The organism is Flectobacillus sp. (assembly GCF_049240685.1).
Classification (GTDB): domain Bacteria; phylum Bacteroidota; class Bacteroidia; order Cytophagales; family Spirosomataceae; genus Flectobacillus.
On the sequence record NZ_JBMLSD010000376.1, the window covers coordinates 1 to 24,546 of the forward strand.

At 37.6% G+C, this 24,546-nt stretch carries 19 protein-coding genes; 10 read left to right on the forward strand and 9 right to left on the reverse strand.

The features are described 5' to 3' along the window. Positions 1 to 259: 259 nt before the first annotated feature. Both ACOVQ4_RS17310 and ACOVQ4_RS17315 read right to left on the reverse strand, forming a co-directional pair. Positions 260 to 802: a DUF4136 domain-containing protein gene (locus ACOVQ4_RS17310; protein ID WP_421821874.1), complete on the reverse strand. Its 543-nt coding sequence runs from the start codon at positions 800 to 802 to the stop codon at positions 260 to 262. A 482-nt stretch (positions 803 to 1,284) separates the two neighbouring features. Next, the gene (locus ACOVQ4_RS17315) at positions 1,285 to 1,872 is read right to left on the reverse strand and encodes a DUF4136 domain-containing protein (RefSeq protein WP_421821875.1); all 588 of its coding nucleotides are present in this window, start codon (positions 1,870 to 1,872) and stop codon (positions 1,285 to 1,287) included. Between the two features lie 182 nt (positions 1,873 to 2,054). Between ACOVQ4_RS17315 and ACOVQ4_RS17320 the strand changes: the two genes are divergently transcribed. From ACOVQ4_RS17320 to ACOVQ4_RS17330, 3 genes are all read left to right on the forward strand, one after another. Continuing rightward, a complete protein-coding gene (locus ACOVQ4_RS17320; RefSeq protein ID WP_421821876.1) occupies positions 2,055 to 2,756 on the forward strand; it encodes a DsbA family oxidoreductase in 702 nt (233 codons plus the stop codon). A gap of 221 nt (positions 2,757 to 2,977) precedes the next feature. After that, positions 2,978 to 3,793 carry a hypothetical protein gene (locus ACOVQ4_RS17325; RefSeq protein WP_421821877.1) on the forward strand — a complete coding sequence of 272 codons (816 nt, stop codon included), beginning with the start codon at positions 2,978 to 2,980 and terminating at the stop codon, positions 3,791 to 3,793. Positions 3,794 to 3,799: 6 nt separating this feature from the next. After that, positions 3,800 to 4,807, forward strand: coding sequence for a S41 family peptidase (locus ACOVQ4_RS17330; protein WP_421821878.1), 1,008 nt, complete (start codon positions 3,800 to 3,802; stop codon positions 4,805 to 4,807). Positions 4,808 to 4,984: 177 nt separating this feature from the next. On the opposite strand, the gene ACOVQ4_RS17335 is transcribed toward ACOVQ4_RS17330, so the two are convergent. The 4 genes from ACOVQ4_RS17335 to mutL form a co-directional block, all read right to left on the reverse strand. Further along, the gene (locus ACOVQ4_RS17335) at positions 4,985 to 5,689 is read right to left on the reverse strand and encodes a 2-phosphosulfolactate phosphatase (RefSeq protein WP_421821879.1); all 705 of its coding nucleotides are present in this window, start codon (positions 5,687 to 5,689) and stop codon (positions 4,985 to 4,987) included. 301 nt (positions 5,690 to 5,990) lie between these two features. Next, positions 5,991 to 7,088, reverse strand: a complete 1,098-nt coding sequence (gene gcvT / locus ACOVQ4_RS17340; RefSeq protein WP_421821880.1) for a glycine cleavage system aminomethyltransferase GcvT — start codon at positions 7,086 to 7,088, stop codon at positions 5,991 to 5,993. A 150-nt stretch (positions 7,089 to 7,238) separates the two neighbouring features. After that, entirely contained in the window at positions 7,239 to 8,270 is a 1,032-nt protein-coding gene (locus tag ACOVQ4_RS17345; RefSeq protein WP_421821881.1) for a M28 family peptidase, read from the reverse strand. A gap of 44 nt (positions 8,271 to 8,314) precedes the next feature. Next, complete coding sequence (gene mutL / locus ACOVQ4_RS17350) at positions 8,315 to 10,234, reverse strand: DNA mismatch repair endonuclease MutL (RefSeq protein ID WP_421821882.1); 1,920 nt, start codon at positions 10,232 to 10,234, stop codon at positions 8,315 to 8,317. A 486-nt stretch (positions 10,235 to 10,720) separates the two neighbouring features. On the opposite strand from mutL, the gene ACOVQ4_RS17355 reads away from it, so the two are divergent. Continuing rightward, entirely contained in the window at positions 10,721 to 11,314 is a 594-nt protein-coding gene (locus tag ACOVQ4_RS17355) for a NifU family protein (RefSeq protein WP_421821883.1), read from the forward strand. Between the two features lie 223 nt (positions 11,315 to 11,537). On the opposite strand, the gene ACOVQ4_RS17360 is transcribed toward ACOVQ4_RS17355, so the two are convergent. Continuing rightward, entirely contained in the window at positions 11,538 to 12,869 is a 1,332-nt protein-coding gene (locus tag ACOVQ4_RS17360; protein WP_421821884.1) for an alpha-L-fucosidase, read from the reverse strand. Positions 12,870 to 13,037: 168 nt separating this feature from the next. Between ACOVQ4_RS17360 and recJ the strand changes: the two genes are divergently transcribed. Both recJ and lptB read left to right on the forward strand, forming a co-directional pair. Then, the gene (gene recJ, locus ACOVQ4_RS17365; protein WP_421821885.1) at positions 13,038 to 14,750 is read left to right on the forward strand and encodes a single-stranded-DNA-specific exonuclease RecJ; all 1,713 of its coding nucleotides are present in this window, start codon (positions 13,038 to 13,040) and stop codon (positions 14,748 to 14,750) included. 116 nt (positions 14,751 to 14,866) lie between these two features. Then, positions 14,867 to 15,598, forward strand: coding sequence for an LPS export ABC transporter ATP-binding protein (gene lptB / locus ACOVQ4_RS17370; protein ID WP_421821886.1), 732 nt, complete (start codon positions 14,867 to 14,869; stop codon positions 15,596 to 15,598). Here lptB and recO read toward each other — a convergent pair. After that, positions 15,595 to 16,278: a DNA repair protein RecO gene (gene recO / locus ACOVQ4_RS17375; RefSeq protein ID WP_421821887.1), complete on the reverse strand. Its 684-nt coding sequence runs from the start codon at positions 16,276 to 16,278 to the stop codon at positions 15,595 to 15,597. The genes lptB and recO overlap by 4 nt on opposite strands. Before the next feature lie 4 nt (positions 16,279 to 16,282). After that, a complete protein-coding gene (locus ACOVQ4_RS17380) occupies positions 16,283 to 17,086 on the reverse strand; it encodes a lysophospholipid acyltransferase family protein (RefSeq protein WP_421821888.1) in 804 nt (267 codons plus the stop codon). Positions 17,087 to 17,637: 551 nt separating this feature from the next. On the opposite strand from ACOVQ4_RS17380, the gene ACOVQ4_RS17385 reads away from it, so the two are divergent. The 4 genes from ACOVQ4_RS17385 to mfd all read left to right on the forward strand — a co-directional run bounded on the left by ACOVQ4_RS17385 (position 17,638) and on the right by mfd (position 24,428). After that, on the forward strand, positions 17,638 to 18,546 hold the full coding sequence (locus tag ACOVQ4_RS17385) for a TIGR01777 family oxidoreductase (protein WP_421821889.1): 909 nt from the start codon (positions 17,638 to 17,640) through the stop codon (positions 18,544 to 18,546). Between the two features lie 75 nt (positions 18,547 to 18,621). Continuing rightward, positions 18,622 to 19,203 (forward strand): TIGR00730 family Rossman fold protein, encoded by a 582-nt coding sequence (locus ACOVQ4_RS17390; protein WP_421821890.1) that lies wholly within the window; start codon positions 18,622 to 18,624, stop codon positions 19,201 to 19,203. A gap of 62 nt (positions 19,204 to 19,265) precedes the next feature. Continuing rightward, the gene (locus tag ACOVQ4_RS17395; RefSeq protein WP_421821891.1) at positions 19,266 to 20,909 is read left to right on the forward strand and encodes an OmpA family protein; all 1,644 of its coding nucleotides are present in this window, start codon (positions 19,266 to 19,268) and stop codon (positions 20,907 to 20,909) included. A gap of 153 nt (positions 20,910 to 21,062) precedes the next feature. Further along, a complete protein-coding gene (mfd, locus tag ACOVQ4_RS17400; RefSeq protein WP_421821892.1) occupies positions 21,063 to 24,428 on the forward strand; it encodes a transcription-repair coupling factor in 3,366 nt (1,121 codons plus the stop codon). Positions 24,429 to 24,546: the final 118 nt, after the last annotated feature.

Genomic DNA, 24,546 nt, shown 5'->3' on the forward strand with positions numbered 1-24,546 from the left:
GAAGTATTTTGGTTTGACCAAACATGAGTCATTCCTAATTTAGTGATTTAGCGACAGAATGAATGAGTGATTAATTTAAAATTTATATTCCATCAGTAGAGACGCAATGATTGCGTCTTAAGCTGAGTCATATCTAGCAGAGTAGCATCAAAAAAGGGGTCGAAAAATATTTTTCGACCCCTTTTTTGATAAAAACTTGGAGAATAATCCCAATCCTAAAAATTCGGGATGACTCATGTTTTACTTTATAGTTTAATGACTAACGAGTCGCTGTCATTTCCTGTTTTGGTGTGTAGCCATAAGCTACCAATTTATACTCATCAAAAATACTTCGTGTAATAGCCTTTAATTCACGTTCTTCTACCAATTTGTGAGGCTTGATAAAACCCGAAGCCATTCCGAGCCAAACAGACTTATTCAAGTTTTCGTCAATCATCTGAATCATTAATGTTCCGCCATTGAGTGTTACTCTACGAGTGGTATACTCCGATTTGTCCTCCTCTACATTGCGACTGTCTTTAATTTTCAATTTGGTTTCAAAAACAGAACATACTACTACAATATCAGGAGATTTGCTGGTACGCACAAAACCACGAGCCTCCATTTGGTTTTCAACTTCGTCCTGAATTGCACGTTCGGTTTCTTCTGACAATTTTGCTTCACTTTGCCCAATCACAATTTGATAAGTCTGATTGAGATTATTTACCATCAAATGATCATTATTGGCACGAACAGCAAATTTCTGATTGCTACATGACATGATTACGGTGGCAAGTAGTAATAAAAAGAATAATTGTTTCATCTTGCTATTGGGTTAATGGTCCAACATTTCATTATAGTCATATACTTTAAGAGATATTGGCGATTGTGTTTCAAACACTCTTTTGCCATCATGACTTAATGATAATATTACAAAAATTTAACAATTATTTAATATTAAATTTTGAAGAAAATTAAAATAAAGACAGACGAATCGTAAAGCGCAGAACATTGAATGTATTTTGAAAAACTAAGATGAGTCATTCCGAATTGTAGGATAGGAATTATTCTTCAAGTTTTCATCAAAAAAGCGGTTGAAAAATATTTTCCAACCGCTTTTTTGATAGTTAAATACTAGATATGACTCATTTTAAGATTGTGCTTTCAGGTATCGGCTTTCGGCGGTGGGCTTTGGGAAAATGCATGTCTGTGGCCAGTAAAAAACATTTTAACACGCTTTGCCTTATGCCTGCTGCCTTGTCCCTAAAAATATAACTCTGCATAATTACTTACCTTTGACTGCTCTCATTTACTTGGAGCCAACACCATAGCTGTAACAGGCTGATTAGTTAAGTAGTTTTTGGCAAAGATTTTATAATTATCAAAAATTTGGCGAGTAGCCGAGCGAAGAGCTTTTTCATCTATATCGTTGGTTTTTTCCTCGGCAATACCTGCAGCGTAGCCCATCCAAATAGGTCGATTAGAATCATTTTCGACAAACTGCAAAAGGAGGGTACCTTTTCGAAGTTTGATTCTTCTGAGTTCTTCGCTCATATTTTCTTTACCTAAGCCTCTAAAAGAACGCTGAAGTACCGATAAATTAACTTCTGTTGGAAAAAGAGCATAAAACACTATTAAGTTGGGACGCTCTTTGGAATCTTGATAACCTCTAAGTCTCATTTGCGTATCGATTTCGTCAATAACAGCGTCGAACCTATAGGTGGTATCTACGAGGGTAAACTGTTTTTCGATACAAGTAAATGATTCATAATTGGGTTTGAAGACTTCATCTTCAATTTCTCGATGACAAGCCGTACCAACCTGAAAGTCGTGGCGATTGCACGCACTCAAAAAAAACATAGCTGAGATAGCGATGAAATAAACTTTCCTCATAATTCTCAAAAGTTAGAGTGATTACGGAGTGCATAATCACATTTGAAATATAACAAACAGACTAAACAATTTTTATAACTATTTGACTATTAGATTGTTTCAAAAAAGAATTATTAGTAATACTAAAAAATAGGAATTTAATGAGGTAGATAGGTGTTTTGATTAAAATAAAATTCAAGAAAATGAATCAAGAAAAAGCAAAAATTCGAATAGATGTAGTTTCAGATGTGGCTTGCCCATGGTGTTATATAGGAAAACGTAGAATTGAACAGGCTATTGAAAATACGCAAATTTCTGATAATGTGCAAATTGTCTATCATCCTTTTCAGTTAGACCCCACTATCCCAAACGAAGGAGTTGACTTTAATACATACGCAGAAAATCGCTTTGGAGATGGGTATCTACAAAAATTTACGCAAGTCGAAAATGCGGGTAAATCAGTAGGGCTTGATTTTGAGTTTGAGGCTTTACCCAAAGCTATCAATACCTTCCATTTGCATCGATTCTTGACTATTGCCGCTATGGAGGGCAAGCAAGCCGAGCTAAAAGAACTCTTCCTCAAAGCCTATTTTATAGACCGTGTTGATTTGAGTAAAAAAGAGGTATTAATCAATATCCTAAGTCAAATAGGTTGGTCTGAAGATAAAACATTAGCACTTTTAAATTCTGACGAAGCTACTGATAGTGTAAAAGAAGAAATGCACTATTTCAGACAGCATGGCGTAGGAGGTGTACCTTTTTATATCTTCAATAAAAAATATGCCTTATCTGGTGCTCAACCGAGCGAAGTGTTTGAACAAGTATTCCAACAAATCCTTCAAGAAGAAGGAATTACCGTTCAAGCAGAAAGTAATAGCTGTGATATTGAAACAGGTGAGTGTTAGTTGAACTGACCTCAATAATATCCAATTTGACATAAGCGTTAAATAATCTTTATAAAAGGAATATTTTTGATTTACTTTACAAAGTTTGGCATCATCAGGTCAGATTATTAGTAAATCCGAAGTATTCCTTTTTTATTTGTAAATCAAACCTATCTTACTCTCTTTCCTAAATACCCTAATCACCTGATTTAACTATTCTTTTCAGTTAGTATAAATATTGAATGAGACCAATTACTTTTTGTTGCTTACTACTGTCAACGCTGACAAGTTATGCACAATTACATATTGACAGCACATTATCTACAACATACCGAAGTTTTACAGGCAAAGTAGGTTCAACTACATTCAGAGATGATTTTATTAGCCCACTTAGGTATGATTTAGTAGCAATAGGGCTAGAATTTCAACATCAAAAGCTTCAAAAGCATAAGTTATCCACATTGTTATCCACAATGTCATTTGGTATTCCTTCGCAACAAAATACCTTAACTGTAGCTGCTGGTGAGATTAATTTGTATTATGCGAAGCAATATAATATACTGCGTACAAATACATCATCATTGTTTTTGGGTGGTTTTACAGGCTTGAATATTGCTACAAGGTTTTCTGATATTTATAGCTTAGGATATGGAAACAATGAAGTTTCGGTGGATGCAGGCATTCGGCTCGGGCTTGCTATTAGCTATTGGAAGTCCATGAAGATTTTTCATCAAAAAGTACAATTCAGGAATTTTTTTATGATGCCTCTTGTAAGCGTATTAGGTCGTTCGGGGTATGCTCATGATGCCTATTTTAAGGAAGAGCTCTGGAGATACCTTGCTGACTATATTTATGTTGGTGGAGTCAACAAATATTTCTTCTTTACGAATCGTTGTACGCTTTATTTTGGAGAACACTCGTCGGCAAGTATCAAACATCCAAATCGAAAGACAGCTTGGCGTGTAGGAATCGAATGGGGTTTCAGACATTATACGGCTCCTTCTGAGTTATCTCTTGGAAACACATCTCTGACAATTGGTAAGGTTATTTCTTTTTGATGTTTTATGAAAAAAATACTTCTATTGATATTCGTAGTGTTCACTCTTTTGGGTTGCGAAAAACTATTTATTGCTCCTAATCCATCTAATACTCCCACCGAGAACTTTGAAATACTCTGGAAAACTGTAAGAGATAAATACTGCTATTTTGAGCTAAAGGGAATTGATTGGCAAAGTATTTATCAGAAATATCGACCAAAAGTAAATGACCAATTGACACAAGATGCATTCTTTACAATCGTAAGTCAAATGATGAATGAATTACATGATGGGCACGTCAATCTACAAATTCCTAATACTCGTTATAACTATACTTACTATTCGGCTTTGGGCTTGTTGAGAGGCTATGCTCGTAATTTTAATGATAGTATTTTAACAAATCAATACCTAAAATTTGGATATGGGCAAAAAATCAGGAGTACAGTGCTCAACGAAAACATAGGTTATATTTACTACGGTAGTTTTTCGACTACACTAGAGGATAAAGAATGGGATAATATTATTAATAAGATGGTTATCACCAAAGGTTTAATTATTGATATCAGAGACAACAATGGCGGCTCTGTAGAAAATATAAAACGCCTAATGCAGCATTTTTTATTAGAAAAGACGCTAATTGGTTTTACCAGAAGCAAAAATAGCGCAACCCTTCACGATTTTAAGAACTATACTCCCGTGTATGTAGAGCCTAGTGGGTCTTTTTATGGTAAAAAAATTATTTTACTCACCAATCGGCGCGTATTTAGTGCTGCCAATATGTTTGCCTCGGCTATGTCCGAGCAACCCCAAGTGACTTTGGTAGGCGACGTTACTGGCGGAGGGGGGGCTGGGCCTATTGGTGGAGAATTGCCCAATGGGTGGCTTTATCGTTTTTCGGCTGTAGCTTTTTCCAATACTAAAAAAGAAGATATTGAAAATGGAGTTATGCCCGATTATCGTATAAATATTACCACAAAAGATGAGAGTGCTAAAATCGATACAATTTTAGAGAAAGCCATCGAGCTTCTGAATTGAGTGAATTGAGATTGAGTGAATGATTGATTGTTATTTATCAAACTTGCCTCGACACAAAAGATTGCGTTTGGACTGGTGATATTTATTAAAAAAACAACCACTCAATCACCCAAGTACTTCAATATTATCCACAGTGTATCCTGATAACTGATACACTGTTAACAAATAACAAAAACCTTACATATTTACCAAAGCATTACCTCTTAGCACAGGTAAAACATCATATAAATCATGTTGTAAACAATAAGCTATATCTTTTTGAATACCTAATCTTTGCAAACGACGAACGTGAGATGACGATGCTACAAAAGATAATAAATCATCTTTTGCATTTTGATATTGACGTAAGGCCATTAACGCAGAATCCTCCTCAATCATAAATTCTTCTTTCAAACGCTCTACCAAAGCACCCGCAAACAAGGTATCTTCCAAGTTTGGCTTGCCTTTCCATCCAGCACATAAAATCAATACATCATACTGTTGATCTTTAAGATAAGTTGACAAAGCACCGAGATTTAGAAATGACCCAACCATTACTTTCACCGCAGATTTTGATTTGGTAATAGCCAAAGTCCCATTGGTGGTTGTCACACAAATTGTTGCATCTTTCACTTTATCGACCATATAACTAAATGGCGAGTTATCGAAATCAAAGCCTTCTGGCGTTTTTCCGTCACGCTCAGCAGCGGCCAAATAGCCTTGTTGTTGATAAGCAACGCATTCGTCGATGGTAGCCACAGGGATAATAGACCCTACGCCGTTGGCAAATGCCGTTGTCATACAAGAAGTGGCTCTGAAAATATCCACAACCACAACGATTGAGTTTTCGATATTATGAAGATGTAATAATTCTGGCGTTAAACAAACATCAATGGTTTTCATGATTGGACAAAATTTTTCGAGCAAAAAGCCCTCAGACTTCTTGCTCGAAAAGGTTAAGTTTCTGACTTGATATTATTATGCATTAGGCTGTAAGCTATATGCATTAGGCAAAAGAGTTTCTATTATTCTATTAAAAACAATTGTAAACTTTTTGCCTTAAGTAAAAGGAAAGATTAAATCAATAACATATCTGTGGCAAAATTTGACTATAACCTTTTGATTATGAATATCTCCAAATAACCAATATACTATTAACGCTTTCCTACTTATGCTTACAGCTTATTACCTAGAACCTAATTACTTATTTAAGAAATGGTAATTTTACCACTTGAGCTTTCAAATATTTGTTACGGATATTGATATAAATTTCTGTACCTAATTTACTGAACTCTTTAGCTACATAACCTAATCCGATACCTTTATTCAATGAAGGCGACTGAGTTCCTGAAGTAACTTCACCGATGATATTACCTGTTGCATCCATGATTTCGTAATGCTGACGAGGAATACCACGATCTACCATTTCAAAGGCTACCAATTTCTTGGTTGGTCCATTTTCTTTGATTTGTTTGTGGAAAGCTGAGTTTACAAATTCTTTATTAAATTTTGTAATCCAGCCCAAACCAGCTTCGATAGGAGAGGTTGTATCGTCGATATCGTTACCATATAAACAGTAGCCCATTTCGGTACGCAAAGTATCGCGAGCACCTAAGCCTACTGGCATGATACCAAATTCTGCTCCTGCTGCAAAAATGGCATCCCACATGGTTTTTGCATCTTCATTTTTTACATATACTTCCATACCACCTGCGCCAGTATAACCTGTTGTGGCAATGAGTACATTTTCGATACCTGCAACTGTACCTTCTTTGAAAGTATAGTACTCCATAGAACCAAGGTCAAGGTCAGTCAATTTTTGCATGGTAGCTACCCCTTTAGGTCCTTGTACAGCAAATAGACTGATTCCATCACTAATATTTTGCATCTCAACACCAAAAGTATTGTGGCTCTGCATCCAGTTCCAGTCCTTTTCGATGTTAGAAGCATTTACTACCACAAAGTATTCGTTTTCCGAACGGCGGTAAATCAACAAATCGTCTACGATACCACCTTTGTCATTAGGCAAGCAAGAGTATTGCACTTTGCCATCGTACAAAGCAGCTACATCGTTTGAGGTAACATACTGTAAAAATTCAGTAGCACGCTCGCCCTTTACCACAAATTCACCCATGTGAGATACATCAAATACCCCAACTGAGTTACGAACAGCAAGGTGTTCTTGAATTAAGTTGGTATATAAAACTGGCATTGAATATCCTGCAAAAGGTACCATTTTGGCTCCTAATGCGACATGTACATCGTTGAGAAATACGAGTTTTAATTGTTCTGTTTGTTCCATTTGGTAGTTGGTTGAAAAAGATGCACAAAGGTACGGAAAGTATCTATATCCATCGAGTGTCAAAAGCAAGGCTTTTGCATTTATCCACAAAAAAATCCCAAAAAACACGAATATGCATTTTTTGGGATCATCAAAATGCTTCGAAAAGCATTATTCTTGATACAAAGCTGTCAAAACTGTTTGACCAACAGCTTTCAACGTATTTTTATCAATCACATTCATATTGTCGTTGTGGGTATGATGATACGAGCCAAAAGTTTTAGGATCGTTTGGTCGAAGCTCCACAATATCAATCATTTGAATTTTACCAATATCGTTCACAAAAGCATGGTCGTCGGTTAATGCACCACCATCGGCATCGATAAATAAATTACCATATCCTAGCCTTGAAGCGATATCCCAGATAGATCTAGTTAAGATAGGAGCATATTGCATGGATAATCCTTCATGTGGAAAAACAGCGCCCTTTGCGCCAACCATATCCAATAAGATACCATAATAGGCTTGATAATTTGGTACGTGCTTATTGGCTGCCCAATATTGTGAGCCCAAGCACCACCAAACTTGATTTCCTGAATTACCGCTATATTCATTTGGTTCACCATTGTCTTCGGCATCAAATAAGATAAAATCAATCCCGACATTAGGTTTGTTTTGAGCATCCTTAATGGCTCTTGCTATTTCTAATAAAACACCCACACCACTTGCACCATCATTGGCTCCGTCGATGGGCTTATCTTTATCCTTGGTATCTTTATCGGCAATAGGTCTAGTATCCCAGTGTGCTGCCAACAATATTCTTTTGGCTGCTCCAGGGTTGTAGGTTCCTATGATATTTACTGCATTGAGCTTTTTACCATCGTAGGTTGTTGCCACAAAGTTTTGATTGATTACCTGACATCCATAAGCCTTCAACTGGTCAGCTAACCATGCTGCACAAGCTTTGTGAGACTTGGTATTAGGAACTCTTGGACCAAACTCAACCTGCTTTGCTACAAACTTATAAGCCGAATCGGCATTGAAGGTAGCGGCTGGCAATAGCCCTTGGTCGGCTGCTGGGGCTTGGGTACTTGCTTGTTCGGTTGTTGAACTAGATTTTTCTTGACAAGATTTGAGATAAACTCCTACGCCAGAAAAAACAAATATGCCTAGCAAAACAAGAGCGATTTTAGACGTTTTCATATACAGATAAATAAGGCACCTTTGCAGATGCCTTGAAGGAAGTTTTATTTTTGAAATATATTGGCTATTTCTGCTAATCCCAAAATCTTCATAGTAAGCTCACCGCTTGGCGAATAGCTTGGATTAGATGAGGCAAAAAGTTGCTCTACTAAAGTGTTCATTTCTTGGTTTGACAAACGAGACATGCCAAATCGTCCTGCCGAACGTTTTGCCATAGACCTAGCTAAATTTTCAACTCTGTCGAGATGCAACTCCGATTCGTTGCGCTTAAATTGTTCTAATAAACCTTCAATCAAAGCTTGTTCATTTTCATCGGGCGAATCTGCTGGGATACCATTGACGATAAATGAGTCATGACCGATAACGCTTAAATCAAAACCAAGGTTACGAACTTCATCTTGGATTTCGACCAATAAATGAAAATCCGCAGGTGTTAATTTTATCGTAGAAGGAAAAAGCAGTTGCTGCGATGTTCCATTATTTTTTTGAAGATATTGTACAAATTTTTCATACAAAATACGCTCATAAGCTGCACGCTGATCAATTAACAACATACCTGATTTTACCTGAGAAATAATATATCGGTTGTGAATCTGGAAAGTTGTCGCATCTGAATCTTGCGAACTGCGTAATGGACGAGACTCTAACAAATCATTGGCTTTGCTTTTGAGCGTGAAAGGCTGAGACTCTGGATAATCTTCCTCATTTCTAAAATTAAATGAGGATTGTTCTACTCTTTTTTGCTCAAAACTTTCAACGGTACTGTCTAGTCCTTCATACAATTTGTTCCAATTTGAAAGATTGCTTTTTTCACGAGGCGACATTTCGGGCTTCGCAAAAGGTCTTTCACTATCAAAATCAGCTTGATTCATTTTGCTCGGGACAGCCGTTGATGTTGGCGTAGGAGCATTATTAAAGCTAAAAAACTGATTGGAGTAATTGATATTGGTATCAAAGTCGAGTGATGGCGCCAAATTATGTTGGCTCATCGATTTGCGTACAGCAGCTTGCACGATGGCATAAACGGTACGTTCATCATCAAATTTGATTTCTGTTTTAGTAGGGTGTACGTTTATATCAATATGGACAGGGTCTATCTCAATAAATAAAACATAGAAAGGATGTGAGCCTTCGGGCATCAATCCTTCAAACGCCGACATCACAGCGTGATTGAGATAACTGTTTTTGATAAAACGATTATTGGCAAAGAAAAACTGTTCGCCACGAGTTTTCTTGGCAAACTGAGGTTTTCCCACAAATCCACGAACTGTCACAAATGATGTTTCTTCCTCACAAGGCGCTAATTGCTCGCGATAGCTTTTGCCAAATAAATCCACAATACGACGGCTTAATTTACCAGAAGGCAAATTATAAATCTCGGCATCGTTATGATACAATGAAAAGGCAATATCAGGATTAGCCAAAGCCACACGCTGAAACTCATCAATAATATGACGCATCTCTACAGGGTTTGACTTTAAGAAATTACGACGAGCGGGAACATTGTAGAATAGGTTTTTGACCAAAAGATTGGTGCCTTCAGGTGTCGAAATAGCCTCTTGTGCTTTTAGCTCCGAAGCTTCAATTCTTACCATCGTACCTAGTTCATCTGTGCTACGTCGGGTTTTTAGTTCTACCTGAGATACCGCCGCAATTGAGGCCATAGCTTCGCCTCTAAATCCCATGGTACGGATTTTAAACAAATCGTCGGAAGTACGTATTTTGGAAGTAGCGTGGCGCTCAAAGCACATTCGAGCATCGGTTTCGGACATACCTTTACCGTTGTCGATTACCTGGATAAGGTTTTTGCCTGCCTCTCTTACAATCAATTGAATCTGAGTGGCTTCGGCATCTATAGAATTCTCTAACAACTCCTTCACCACAGAAGAAGGTCTTTGGACTACCTCCCCAGCAGCAATCTGGTTCGCAATCGAATCAGGAAGCAGTTGAATTATATCTAACATTTGTATCAGCTAAATTTTTAGGGTTTGAAAACGCATGTCTTCAAAACATTCATTTTCTACAATCACTCTACTAAGTTCGGCATTATCGAAGGGATTCCCAACAAAAAAACGACATTTGAGCTCTGAGTGCTTCTAAAGCAGGTATCTTTTTTCAGAAAAAAACTTAACAAAAGTACGATAAATTCTTGTTTTTTGATAGAAAAGATTCTCATTAACAATACCTTAACTTATTTGAATCCTCTAGGCAAAAGCACTGAAAAAACCTTTAATAAACACAAACTTTAGTTTATTATTCAATAAATCCTCCCCAATGTAATCGTTTTACCCTCAATTAGTCTACAGTCTCATTATCAGATTATTCTGTAAGATTTGTATCAAAAATCAAATTTTTGAAAGAAAGCATTCGCAATTATCAAACTTTGCAAACTAATTTTGGACATCCTTTGTTATAACAACCATAATAGCTAATCAAACTAAACAGGCATCATGTTAAAATCTCAGATATTTATTTATACAGAATCAACTCCGAACCCTAATTCAATGAAGTTTGTCTTAAACTTTGAATTAGTTCCAGAAGGTGCTTCTTTCGATTATGCAACACCTTCGGATGCAATTTCGGAAGAAAAAAACTCACCTCTAGCGGTTGAGTTATTTGGTTTTGATTTTGTAAAAAGAGTATTTATTTCTTCCAACTTTGTGACGGTAACCAAGGATGAAGAAACGAAATGGGAAGATGAATTATTCAACTTGAAGCAGTTTTTGAAAAAATTCTTCGAGGATAAAAAAGAAGTTTTTGCTCAATCAACGATAAAAGCACACGAAACAAATCCTTCGGGCGAGCCTGATTCGGATACTGTTATCAAAATCAAAGCAGTTCTTGACCAATATGTACGCCCTGCTGTTGAATCAGACGGTGGCGCTATCAGCTTTCACTCATTCAATGAAGGTACCGTAAAAGTATTGCTTCAAGGTTCTTGCTCGGGTTGCCCTTCTTCAACGATGACTTTGAAGGCTGGTATCGAAAACCTTTTGACAAGAATGGTTCCTGACGTAAAAGAAGTAGTAGCTGAAGGAGTCTAGTGAGTGTTGAGTTTTGAGTGCGGAGTTTTGAATAATCAAGGCTCGTAGAGACGTAATACTTTACTTCTAAATAGGTTTTATAGTATCATAAAAGGCGTTCGAAATTAGTTTTTCGAACGCCTTTTATGTTAAACAGTTGGAAAATCACTTTTTGAAAATAGACTCAAGCCAAAAATTTAACACATTTTCAAATCTCCAAATTGACACATCTTCAAATTAGCCCCTATTTTTCTCCATCGCTTTTATAAATACTAATCGGTTTTTCGAGTTCTAGCGCCAAGACAGTCATATAAGTATCATTTACTTTTGCAGGAACATCAATGAATACAATCCCTGGCACATTACCCCAAGTCATTTTGCTTTGTACTTGATGAGTTAGTTCGTGATTTGTTCCTACGACTCTGATTTTATTGATTTTATTATTCAATCCTTTCAACATGACTTGCCCTGAAGATTGTGGTTGTAAAAACAAATACAAAGTAGTTGAATCTTTAGACAACGTTGTAGGCCCATAAAAATGTCCTGCTTCGATACCCGCCACAGTACCAAAAATAGCCTCCTCGTGTTTCTTATTCCATTTTCCTAGTTCTTTCAAAATATGAACTTGTTCGGCAGGAATTGTACCGTCCTCTTTAGGCCCAATATCAAATAGGTAAACTCCACCATTACTAATCACATCTGCAAAGATTGAGATAACCTGAAATGGGGTTTTGTAATTGGTATCGTCAGGGTGATATCCCCAGTTGAGATTAGAAGTCATACAAGCCTCCCAGTAAGGAAACTTCTTTGGTCGGGTAGGAGGGATGGTTTGCTCATAAGTCTCATAATGTCCAAAATCCAAAAGTCGGTCGTTGGCAATAGCCCAAGGTTGAGCTTTTAGTATTTTATCTTTGATTTTTTCAGATTCCCATTCCTTCGAACTATGTTCCCATTCGCCATCAAACCACCAAAGATCTGGATTATAATTAGCCAGTAATTCATCTATCTGATTATGTGCAAAAGTTTTGAAGCGTCCCCAGCGAGCCAAATCATCTTGCATTTTGTATCGATTACTATCTCTCAGAATAGCAGGGTAATCTGGATGGCTCCAATCAATTAGAGAAAAATAGGCTCCTTTTTTAATACCTTGTTTTTCAAGAGCAGTAAAAAATGGCTTTATCAAATCTCTTTTGGCTGGAGTGTTTTTTAAAGTACTAAAATGTTTTTCTTTGGTTGGCCACAGTGCCACGCCATCATGATGCTTGGTAGTAATTACGGCGTATCTTGCGCCACTATCTTTAATTAAAGCTGCCCATTCTTCAGGATTATATTTACTTGCCGTAAATCCATTTAGTTGAGCCATATAGTCTTTGTATGAGATTTTGTGGTTATAAAAGCTCCAACTTTCATCTACTCCCTTTACAGAATAGATGCCCCAATGGATAAATACGCCCAGCTTTCCATCCTGAAACCATTCCATTCGTTCCTGCAAAGAATTGGGAGAGGTACTTTTCTGAGCCTGTAGATTGAGACTCAACCAACAAAGTGTCGATAAAATTATAAATAATCTTTTCATAGAAAATAAACTTGTTAATGATTGAAAATTGAGTGCAAAAGTGCAAAGTATGAAGTGTGAATTTCTTAAAAAATCTTATAGTCACAGTCCTTCTTTGCAAGTCTCCTATATTTAAGTATAACTTTGTTCTTTAATAATCAACATCTTGTTATCCACAGTCATCAATCCATGGTCGAAAAACGTTGGAATTATAAAAAATTACCCTCTTCAGAAATAGTAGATACCCTATCAAAAGAATTAGGTGTGAGTTATGAAATCGCTACCTTGTTGGGTCAGCGAGGCGTTGGTACATTTGATGAAGCTAAGCATTTTTTTCGTCCTAGCTTATCAGATTTACACGACCCGTACTTGATGGCAGACATGGCCATCGCCGTTGAGCGATTGAGTAAAGCCGTTGAGCAAAATGAGAAAATACTAATTTATGGTGATTATGATGTAGATGGTACTACTTCGGTTGCTATGTTTTATGGATTTTTGCAAAAGTATATTCATCAGAATATTGAATTTTATATTCCCGATCGTTATGCCGAAGGATATGGCGTCTCACAAAAAGGGATTGAATATGCCGCCGAAAATGGTTTTGCTCTCATTGTAAGCCTCGACTGTGGAATCAAATCTGTTGATAAGGTAGCTTGGGCAAAAGAACATGGCGTAGATTTTATTATATGTGACCACCACCGACCAGGCGACGAGCTGCCAGATGCGGTAGCGGTACTTGACCCTAAACGTGAAGACTGTCTATATCCTTTCAAGGAATTAACAGGTTGTGGCGTGGGTTTTAAATTGTTACAAGCTTATTGTCAAGTTAAAGATATTGATGTCAATTTGTTGTTGCCCTATTTGGATTTGGTTGTGACGAGTATTAGTTGTGATATTGTACCAATTGTGGGTGAAAACCGAGTTTTGGCTTTTTATGGTTTACAACAACTCAATACCCATCCACGAACGGGGCTAAAAGCATTGATTAAATCCGCTTCGCTGGAAGGCAAAATGGATATTACCAAAGTGGTATTTGGATTAGGGCCACGAATCAACGCAGCAGGAAGAATTCGCCATGCATACGATGCTGTTGACCTAATGTTATCTGAGGACGAACAAAAAGCTGAGGAGTTTGCCCGTGTGATTGGTCAACATAATACCGACCGCAAAGGACTTGATTCATCTATTACAGCCGAGGCTTTGGAAATGATTGCCCAAAATAGTGATTTGATTGCCGCCAAAAGTACGGTGTTATTTAATGAAACTTGGCATAAAGGTGTAATTGGAATTGTAGCCAGTAGATGTATCGAAAAATATCATCGTCCTACCATTATCTTGACAGAATCACATGGCAATGCCGCTGGTTCGGCACGCTCAGTGCCAGGCTTTGATGTGTATGACGCCATTGAAGAATGCTCTGAGCATTTGATTCAATTTGGCGGACACACTTTTGCAGCTGGTTTGACGTTAGAGCTTAATCAAATTGAAAATTTTAGAAGAAAATTTGAAGAAGTTGTTTCTCGAAAAATTTTACAAGAACAGCTTTCTCCGCTGATAGAAATAGACTTAGCCTTGCCACTATCAGCTATTACAGACAAGTTTTATCGTATTATGAGTCAAATGGCGCCCTTCGGTCCTCAAAATATGACACCTGTTTTTGTAAGTCACAAAGTACAATTATATGGGGCTCCTATCAAAATGAAGGAAAAGCATCTGAAGTTTCAAGCATTTCAAGAAGGTTCAGCGGCTTTTACCTGTGTAGGCTTTGGCATGGTTGAAGACTTTTTTGATAAATTATTAGAAGTTAAAACTTGCTCTATTTGTTATACCATCGAAATCAACGAGTGGCAAGGGAAAAAGAGTTTTCAACTGATGTTGAAAGATATTAAGTTTGAATCCTAAAATGCATGGAAAAGCACAGTGGCTTTCAGTTTGTGTTTTTTCCTAAACATCGTATTCTATTTTAATTCATAGATAAAAACGGCAGGTTTATTTCAAAGAATTTTGCCACAGCAATTATGCTACTAAGAACAGAAAATCTTGTAAAGAAATATGGTCAGCGCTTGGTCAACAACAATGTAAGCTACCAAGTAGAACAAGGCGAAATTGTAGGTTTGCTAGGTCCTAATGGTGCTGGTAAAACGACTTCGTTTTACATGGCAACAGGTTTGGTAAAGCCCAATTCTGGAAAAGTATATCTCGATGATTTGGATGTGACTAACTTGCCCATGTACAAGCGTGCACGTTTGGGGATTGGCTATTTGGCTCAAGAAGCATCTGTTTTCAGAACGCTATCGGTTGAAGAAAATATCTTAGCAGTTTTGGAATTAACTAAACTTTCTAAAAAAGAGCAAAAAGAAAAAACAGAGCAATTGCTAGAAGAATTTTCATTGACTCATGTTCGCAAAAACCTTGGACAAGTACTATCTGGAGGCGAGCGTCGTCGTACCGAAATTGCCCGTGCCTTGGCTGTTGACCCAAAATTCATTTTGTTAGATGAGCCTTTCGCAGGAGTGGACCCTATTGCTGTAGAAGAAATTCAAGGTATCGTAGCCAAGCTCAAATATCGCAATATTGGTATCCTTATTACCGACCACAACGTAGACGAAACATTGTCGATTACTGACCGTGCTTATTTGTTATTTGAAGGGAAAATTTTAAAATCAGGTACACCCGAAGACCTTGCTTCGGACGAGCAAGTGCGTCGCTTGTATTTGGGTAAACACTTTGAATTAAAGCGCAAAATCTAGTGTAATATCTCTTTGAGAACAGCCAAAGATTTTATCTCTCCAAAAGTCTCCAAATGTATTTTATACCAGTGCAATAGTATCTCTACCATTTCATTTCTTGAATGACGATCTATTCTTGGTACTTCTCCATATTCCAAACCCCAAAGGAGTTGAAGCCCAGCCTTAGCTCCTTTGGTCAAAGGGTATCCATACAAGCTCAATTCCTCTTCCATCTCTTCAAGTGTTTCAGGCAAAAAACCTAAATACGCTGTCATTGACAATAAAAACTGAATATGAAAGCATTCAAAGTGCTTATTAGCACCATCTAGCCACAAGATTGATTGCTCTACAAACTCGAACAGTTGTTCATTCGGGCTTTCTTCACGTAGCGTTTTGGTCAAAATCTCGGTGACAAAAATCGCTACCGATGATTTTGCTATCTCATAAGGAATCGATTCGAACGGATGATTACATTTGATTTCTGCAATACGATGAATATCCTTTCCTTCCTTATGGTATATCACAAGGTCGAGTAAAGTGAGTGGCTGAAAAAGTGCTATTTTGTTTTTGGCTCTTGCACTTCTTACGCCATTTTCAATGTACGATTGTATGCCAAACTCCTTAGTATAGACTTTAGCAATAATCGAACTTTCCTTGTACTTCACGTAGTTGATGACAATTCCCTGAGTTTTGCTTAGCATAGTCTTATTCTTCTCTTCTCCACTTCAATTTTTCGACAGGTATTTTTTGTTCTATCTGCTCACGCAAAATATCCATCATCTCTTCAACTGGCATATTAGGGTCAAATTGAATTGGGGCTTTGAATGTTACCGAAAGCGTTGTATTACGTTTTTTAAACAAAAGTCCTTTTTTGTCAAAGGCTCTTCTAAAACCGTTGATTACCACAGGTACTACAATGGGATTATGTGCTTTTATCAAGTGCGCTGTTCCTTTACGAAGTGGAGCGTAAGGTGTAGTTGTTCCTTGCGGAAAACTAACCACCCAACCGTATTTTAAACCTAATCCAACCTTGTCGTTTGCGGCAGTATCCAATTCTCTTTTCACATCATGCCCTTTGGCTCTCCATGAACGATTCACCAAAATAGCTCCAGCTTGAGAAAAAATCTTTGGCAATAATCCACCTTCTTTCATCGTCTCTGAAGCTGCCACATAAAACAGGCGCGACCGAGGAGCCAATAAATAAATGGGAAAGTTTATCGAATTTTTGAAGCCCCATTTGATACTAAAAAAAACATGATACAAGCAAATCACATCCATGAAATAGGTTTGGTGATTTGAAAGAAAAAGAACTCCTGTTTGTGGTAAATTTTCGAGGTGTTCTGTTCCACTAATTTTGGTTTTATTATAAACTCTCAATCTTCCGTAAGTTATCCAACCTAAGGTAAACATGATGATTCTTTTCAGAAACATCGAATTACCAAAAGGGTCTCTCTCCACAATTCCAAAGACATCAAACATGGATAAAAAATTTCGGATATGTAATTTCATTGCTTGCAGTTTTAGGGTCTTAGTTCATGTTTATAACTAAGAAATAGTTTGGTTTTTGAGTCGTTTTAGACAATACTTAATTGGTCGAATATATACATTTTTTTACAAATAATCTCAATCACGATTTCGGCCCACGTTATGTCTAATAACCAAAAGTGCCTAGGTTTGTATATATCTATTTGTGTTCTAATTCCTTAAAATTAAGATATTCGAACGTTCAATCTATTTCATTCTATACTTATTTTCTCTTTGAGTAAAAACCGAAACTAAGTACTAAGGTTTGTAGGCACTCGCCTATTCCCCATCCAGTAAAAAATAGCCATGTTTATAAGATTATAAATTTACCAAAAGGATATTTTGGAATTTAATTATTTCCGACAAATCACAACCGAACATTCAATCAAAAAAATAAAAATCTAAAAATCAACTAATTAACACTAAATAAGATTCAATATAACCATTAGATTCCTTTTGTTGTTTATTTTATTGAGATATGCTGTATCTTCATTTTTCTTATCAATTCTTTTATTCTCTTGTAAAAAACTAAACTAATGAACATACTAATCACTGGCGGAACTGGGCTTGTGGGCACACGGCTTACTGAGCTACTAATTGAACAAGGGCATTCGGTTTGGCATCTGAGTCGCAAAGCTCAACAGAGAGGAAACGTAAAAACTTTCGTTTGGGATATAGACAAAGGAATCATTGATGAGGAGGCTCTTCGCGGGGCTGACTATATCATCCACTTGGCAGGTGCAGGTATTGCAGACGAGCGTTGGACACCCGAACGCAAAAAAGAAATCATTGATTCTCGAACAAAATCAATGGCGCTGATTGCCCAAAAACTCCAAATGATTCCACATAATATTCAAGGGTTTGTATCAGCATCAGGAATTGGATTTTACGGCGCAGATACTGGGAGTGCTATCATTACCGAAGAGTCTCAAGCAGGCAATGACTTCGTTGCCGAGTGTTGTATTCTTTGGGAAAAAGCCGCTGACCAAATAGCAAACCTCGGTATCAGAACGACTAAACTCCGCATTGGTATTGTACTTTCTGACAAAGGGGGAGCACTGCCCAAAATGGCTCTGCCAACCAAATTTGGCTTTGGTGCACCACTAGGTACAGGCGAACAAATTCTCTCATGGATACATATTGATGACCTTTGCAGACTCTTTATCCATGCACTATTTACCCCTACTGTTCAAGGTGTTTTCAATGCAGTTGCAGACAATCCTATCAACAACCGAACGTTCAATCAGATTTTGGCAAGCGTATTAAAACGCCCATTATGGCTACCAAATGTGCCATCATTTGTACTAAAGACCATTTTTGGAGAAATGGCGTCTATTGTTCTAGGAGGCAATAAAGTACTCAACAATAAGCTCAAACAGGAAACTTCTTTTACATTTTTATATGATGACCCAGAAGCAGCTTTACGTGATATTTTCAAAAAATAGCTATCATGAGAGTTTAAAAACTGTTATTTTGTGAGACTTTATTCAACAATAAACATTTTTTCGTATACTCTGAACATGAAAAATATCTTGGTGTATTGCGGAGCATCTGTTGGCTTCGATGAGATTTATAAAAATACAGCTATTGCTGCTGGCAAGCTTTTAGTAGAAAAAAACAAAACGCTTGTTTACGGTGCAGGTAGCGTTGGTATTATGGGGATAATCGCCGATGCAGTACTCGAAAATGGGGGAGAGGTGATTGGTGTAATCCCTTCTTTTATGGAAAAATTTGAAGTACAACACAAAGGTCTCACGCACATTCACATTGTGGAAACCATGCACCAGCGCAAGCAATTGATGGCTGAAATTTCAGATGCAGTGGTAGCTTTGCCAGGCGGATGGGGAACGCTCGATGAGCTTTTTGAAATACTTACTTGGAAACAATTAGGACTTCACCAAATGCCAGTTGGTCTGCTTAATGTCAATGGCTTTTATGACCCATTAATCGAAATGATTCATAAAATGGTGAAAGAAGGTTTCTTAAAGCAAACTAATTTTGATATGCTCATGATTGATGATAGTCTCGAAAGCCTCCTCAATCGTATGGAACAAGCTGAATATCCAGATTTTCCTGTTGGTAAATGGGTGAATAAAGCCTAACAATACATGCGTAGCTTTGTTCGTTTGCCTATGACATAAACCCTTTAATATTGGCTATTTTCATGAAACTCTATACTTCGTTGGCTATCGTTTTGTTGTGTATACCATCTGCATTCTTGATGGCTCAAAACAAACCCGAAAACCTTGGTACTGCTATCAATACTGAATACTCAGAACTGGGGCCAGTTATGTCTCCAGATGGTAAAACCCTTTATTTTGGACGTAAAAACCACCCTCAAAACAAATATGGGGTTAGTGGTTCGGAACAAATTGCAGGCTCCCAAGATATTTGGTTTTCCGAAAATACCATGGGCGCATGGACACCTGCAAGACGTATGTCCGAAAACCTTAATAGAGATCAGTACAATAGTATTCTGAGTATCTCTCCCGATGGGCAAACTATTCTCATGAAAGGTGCTTATTTAAACGGTCAGTACGAAACACGAGGTTTTTCTATCGCCAAAAAACTTGAAGGAGGCTGGGGACTTCCTCGCAAATTGGACATTCCCAAATACGAAAAACTAAGTCGAGGCAAAAACGAGCATGGCTTCTTGTCTGCTGATGGAAAGGTTTTATTAATGGCTTTTTCAGAAAAGAAAAACTCTGACGAAGATGATATCTATGCTTCTTTTTTAGAAGATGATGGAACTTGGTCTGAACCCATGAATTTGGGCGATGATATCAATACCAACTTTACCGAAACTACTCCTTTTTTGGCGGCCGACGGTAAAACGTTGTATTTTTCTAGTAACAGAGAAGGCGGAAAAGGTAGTAATGACATTTATGTTTGTAAACGTAAAGATGAGACTTGGATCAACTGGACAGAGCCTCAAAACATCGGCGAACCTATCAATACCGATGAATATGATGCCTATTACACGATTCCAGCCTCTGGTGATTATGCTTATTTTATTTCTGGAAAAAGCTCTCTTGGTAAAAAGGATATTTTTCGTTTGAAGCTTGATGCTGGTACAACATCACCTATACAGGCAGGTAATGAGCCTGTGGTGGCTACAAACAAACCAAATACCAAAAACACCAAAAATCAACCCGCACCCGACGCTACCAAATCAGAACCTGTTGTCCTTGTTGCAGGGAAAGTGATTGATAGCAAAACAGGGAAAGTACCTAAAAATGCCAAAGTCATTTATGAAGATTTGACCACAGGAAAAGAATTAGGTCAAGCCAGTCCAGACCCGCTGACTGGTATTTACAAAATCGTATTGCCTTATGGTAAGAACTATGGTATTACAACCAAAATCGATGGTTTTGTAGGAACTTCTCAGAATATTGACTTGAGTAAAATTTCAGGAAAATACCTTGAAATAGAAGGAAAAGATATCACCGTTGCTCCAATCGAAGCTGGTACGAAGATAACGATGAATAACATTTTCTTTGAATTTGGGAAAGCAGCTCTACAGTCTGAGTCAACTCCAGAATTGAAGCGTATCGCTGAATTTATCAAAAAGAACAAAATCAATGTTGAAATCAGTGGGCATACCGATAATGTGGGTAGCGATGAGGTCAATAACCGACTTTCGCAAGAGCGTGCAGATGTAGTTCGTAACCAACTCATCGCTTTTGGCGTAGCTCCTGAGCGAATTATAGCAAAAGGATATGGTAAAAACCGTCCCAAAGTAGCGAATGATACTCCAGAAAATCAGGCCATAAACAGACGTGTAGAATTTGAGATTCTGAAGAATTAAAAACTATTTACTCTTTTTTACAGTTATTTTTGTGAAATGATTGCCACAAAGGCTCAAATATTCGGTATTTGAGCCTTTGTGGCTAATTGTGTTTTTCTGAACTGAAAAACTCTTACCTTACGATAAAAACAGACCCTAGCTTTATTTTCAATCATGCTTGTTAAAGATTTCCTGAAGCTCTACCGTGAAGATGGCGTTGTGCAAACTATTTCGGAGCAAATCAAAAACCGAGAAAAGTATCCTCAAGTCCAGTTAAAGGGGCTTTCGGGTAGTCTCGACGCTGTTATTGCTTCCGCAATACATCAGCTTAACCCTCAACAAGACCACTTATTTGTGTTGGAAGACCGCGAAGAAGCTGTCTATTTCCTGAACGACCTGCAAAGTCTTCTGGGAGAAGAAGTGCCAATGCTTTTTCCGATGTCATACAAAAAAGCCTATCAGTATGAAGATATTGATAACGCAAATGTTTTGATGAGAGCTGAGGTTTTAAGTAAAATCAACAACAATACCAATAAAGGACATATCATTGTATCTTATCCAGAAGCGCTTTTTGAGAAAGTTATCAACAAGCGTTCTTTGATGAAAAATACACTTACGGTGTCTTTGAACGAACAGTTGGATACCAACTTTTTGGCAGAAGTTTTACTAAGTTATGATTTCGAAAAAACTGATTTTGTGTACGAAGCAGGGCAATTTTCTATCCGTGGTGGAATAGTAGATGTTTTTAGCTTTTCGAACGAGCTTCCTTACAGAATTGATTTGTTTGGGAACGAAATTGAAAGTATCCGAACTTTCGACCCAGAATCTCAGCTTTCGATTGAATCTGTTTCGAAAATTAATATTATTCCAGATGTTCAGACCAAATTAGTTCAAGAAACTCGCGAACCATTTTTCCAGTTTTTATCACCAGATACCCGCATTTGGTTCAAAGACCTAGAACATGCTCTGGAAGTAGTACAGAAATGTTTTGAAAAGGTAGAACAAAGCCTTCAGCAAATCCTTGCCAAAAGTGGAGGAATTCAGGTTGTATCGGATCCAAACCAATTATTCGAATCTCGACGAAGTTTTTTAAACTTAATCAAAGCATTCGGCATCACAGAGTTTGGGCGTAGATTTTATTTTAAAGAAAAATCTGAGAAACTTATCTATCAAGCCAAAGCACAACCATCTTTCAACAAGGATTTTAAGCGATTGGCGGATAATCTTCGTGAATATCAGAGTTTTTACTTCACAAATATCATTACCTCCGAATCACAACGTCAGTTAGAACGACTGACCACGATTTTTGAAGAAATCGACTCCAATGTGCGTTTTCAGCCAATTACTATTGGCCTTAGAGAGGGATTCATAGACGAGCAAAACAAAATTGTTTGCTATACCGACCACCAAATATTCGATAGGTTTCACCGTTTCAAAGAAAAAAGCAAATATTCAAAATCCAAAGCGCTTACCCTAAAAGAGCTTCGTACCTTGCAAGTGGGCGATTATGTGACCCACGTGGATTACGGCATTGGACGTTTTGCAGGTCTTGATAGAGTCCAAGTTGGGGAGTCTGAACAAGAAGCTATTCGTCTGATTTTTAGGGACAACGACGTTTTGATGGTATCTATCCACTCTTTGCACAAAATTTCAAAGTTCTCAGGCAAAGAAGGTGGACCACCAACCATGTCAAAATTGGGTTCTCCTGAATGGGAAAACAAGAAGTCCCGTATCAAAAAACAGGTTCAGGACATTGCCAAAGAATTGATTGCTCTTTACGCTCAGCGTCGTTTGGCACAAGGATATGCATTTTCAAAAGATAGTTTCCTACAAGCAGAATTAGAATCTTCTTTTATTTATGAAGATACACCAGATCAGGCAAAAGCTACGGCTGATGTAAAAGCTGATATGGAAAAACCAAACCCTATGGATAGGTTAGTTTGTGGTGATGTAGGCTTCGGAAAAACCGAAGTGGCTATTCGTGCGGCATTTAAAGCTGTCGCAGACTCCAAACAAGTGGCGATTTTGGTACCTACTACCGTTTTGGCTATGCAACATTTCCGTACCTTCCGCGACCGCCTAGAAAACTTTCCATGTCGTGTAGAATATATCAACCGTTTTAAATCGACACAACAAATCAAAGAAACCCTCAAACGTGTAGCTAATGGTGAAACCGACATCCTGATTGGCACACATCGTATTGTGAATAAGGATGTTACCTTCAAAAATTTGGGTTTAATGATTATTGATGAGGAACAAAAATTTGGCGTAAAAGTTAAAGATCGACTTAAAGAAATGCGTGTGAACATAGATGTGCTAACACTTACAGCAACACCTATTCCACGTACTTTGCATTTTTCACTTATGGGGGCACGTGATTTGTCAGTTATTGCAACTCCGCCACCAAATCGTCAACCAGTTACCACCGAGCTTCACGTTCTTAGCGATCAATTACTTCGCGATGCCATTAGCTACGAATTAAAACGTGGAGGTCAGGTATATTTTGTTCATAATCGAGTGGCAGAGTTAGAAAGCATTGGAAATAGCATACTTAGAATGGTGCCAGATGCCAAAGTAGGAATTGCACATGGTCAGATGGAAGGGGATAAACTTGAGAAAGTGATGATGAATTTTATCGAAGGTCATTATGATGTGCTTGTTTCTACTAATATCATCGAGTCGGGTATCGATATTCCAAATGCCAACACGATCATCATCAATCACGCCAACCATTTTGGTCTATCAGATTTGCACCAAATGAGGGGTAGGGTAGGGCGTTCCAACAAAAAAGCATTTTGTTATTTACTCACACCTGCGCTCTCGTTACTTACAACAGACGCACGCAAGCGACTGAGTGCACTGGAAGAGTTCTCTGATTTAGGAGATGGCTTCAAGGTAGCTATGCGAGATTTGGATATTCGTGGAGCAGGAAACTTGCTTGGTGCCGAACAAAGTGGTTTTATTAATGATTTGGGATACGAAATGTATCATAAAATCCTAGATGAAGCTGTTCAAGAATTGAAAGAAAATGAGTTTAGAGCTTTATTTGAGCAAGATTTGGCAGAATCGACCAACAAATTGAAGGTAGATTGTCAAATTGAAACCGATATGCAAGTTTTAATTCCTGAAAACTATGTGACCTCGATTTCTGAAAGATTGTCGCTCTATACCCAGCTCGACGACATGAAATCAGAAGAAGAATTACAAAATTTTCAACGTGCCATCAACGATCGTTTCGGCCCAATTCCCCCTGAAGTGAAGGATATGATTGAGATAGTTCGTGTACGATGGAAAGCAGAAGTTCTTGGAATCGAAAAAATTATGTTAAAAAATAATAACCTACGTTGTTTCTTCGTTTCCTCACAGAATGAAAGGTATTATAAATCAAGTGTTTTTGGCAAGATTCTTGATTATGTGAAAGTCAACCCCAAAAAATGTTCGCTCAAAGAAGCGAAAGGGCGATTAATCCTTAGCTTTGATAAAGTCACTTCTATTGACGAACTTCAAACAATTCTGACCGACATATACTCTCGAGGATAGTATTTAGGCTTTATTTCCCTAAACATCGCTCAAATGAGCAAACAAATTGGGTATCTACAGCGCTTTTTATATCAAAAACACTAATTTTGTGTTTAATCAAAAATCAGATTTTAGTATT

Bases quoted from the DNA above. Each gene is read 5' to 3' on its own strand.
- ACOVQ4_RS17310 (WP_421821874.1), bottom strand. From the start codon at position 802: ATGAAACAATTATTCTTTTTATTACTACTTGCCACCGTAATCATGTCA.
- ACOVQ4_RS17315 (WP_421821875.1), bottom strand. From the start codon at position 1,872: ATGAGGAAAGTTTATTTCATCGCTATCTCAGCTATGTTTTTTTTGAGT.
- ACOVQ4_RS17320 (WP_421821876.1), top strand. From the start codon at position 2,055: ATGAATCAAGAAAAAGCAAAAATTCGAATAGATGTAGTTTCAGATGTG.
- ACOVQ4_RS17325 (WP_421821877.1), top strand. From the start codon at position 2,978: ATGAGACCAATTACTTTTTGTTGCTTACTACTGTCAACGCTGACAAGT.
- ACOVQ4_RS17330 (WP_421821878.1), top strand. From the start codon at position 3,800: ATGAAAAAAATACTTCTATTGATATTCGTAGTGTTCACTCTTTTGGGT.
- ACOVQ4_RS17335 (WP_421821879.1), bottom strand. From the start codon at position 5,689: ATGAAAACCATTGATGTTTGTTTAACGCCAGAATTATTACATCTTCAT.
- gcvT (WP_421821880.1), bottom strand. From the start codon at position 7,088: ATGGAACAAACAGAACAATTAAAACTCGTATTTCTCAACGATGTACAT.
- ACOVQ4_RS17345 (WP_421821881.1), bottom strand. From the start codon at position 8,270: ATGAAAACGTCTAAAATCGCTCTTGTTTTGCTAGGCATATTTGTTTTT.
- mutL (WP_421821882.1), bottom strand. From the start codon at position 10,234: ATGTTAGATATAATTCAACTGCTTCCTGATTCGATTGCGAACCAGATT.
- ACOVQ4_RS17355 (WP_421821883.1), top strand. From the start codon at position 10,721: ATGTTAAAATCTCAGATATTTATTTATACAGAATCAACTCCGAACCCT.
- ACOVQ4_RS17360 (WP_421821884.1), bottom strand. From the start codon at position 12,869: ATGAAAAGATTATTTATAATTTTATCGACACTTTGTTGGTTGAGTCTC.
- recJ (WP_421821885.1), top strand. From the start codon at position 13,038: ATGGTCGAAAAACGTTGGAATTATAAAAAATTACCCTCTTCAGAAATA.
- lptB (WP_421821886.1), top strand. From the start codon at position 14,867: ATGCTACTAAGAACAGAAAATCTTGTAAAGAAATATGGTCAGCGCTTG.
- recO (WP_421821887.1), bottom strand. From the start codon at position 16,278: ATGCTAAGCAAAACTCAGGGAATTGTCATCAACTACGTGAAGTACAAG.
- ACOVQ4_RS17380 (WP_421821888.1), bottom strand. From the start codon at position 17,086: ATGAAATTACATATCCGAAATTTTTTATCCATGTTTGATGTCTTTGGA.
- ACOVQ4_RS17385 (WP_421821889.1), top strand. From the start codon at position 17,638: ATGAACATACTAATCACTGGCGGAACTGGGCTTGTGGGCACACGGCTT.
- ACOVQ4_RS17390 (WP_421821890.1), top strand. From the start codon at position 18,622: ATGAAAAATATCTTGGTGTATTGCGGAGCATCTGTTGGCTTCGATGAG.
- ACOVQ4_RS17395 (WP_421821891.1), top strand. From the start codon at position 19,266: ATGAAACTCTATACTTCGTTGGCTATCGTTTTGTTGTGTATACCATCT.
- mfd (WP_421821892.1), top strand. From the start codon at position 21,063: ATGCTTGTTAAAGATTTCCTGAAGCTCTACCGTGAAGATGGCGTTGTG.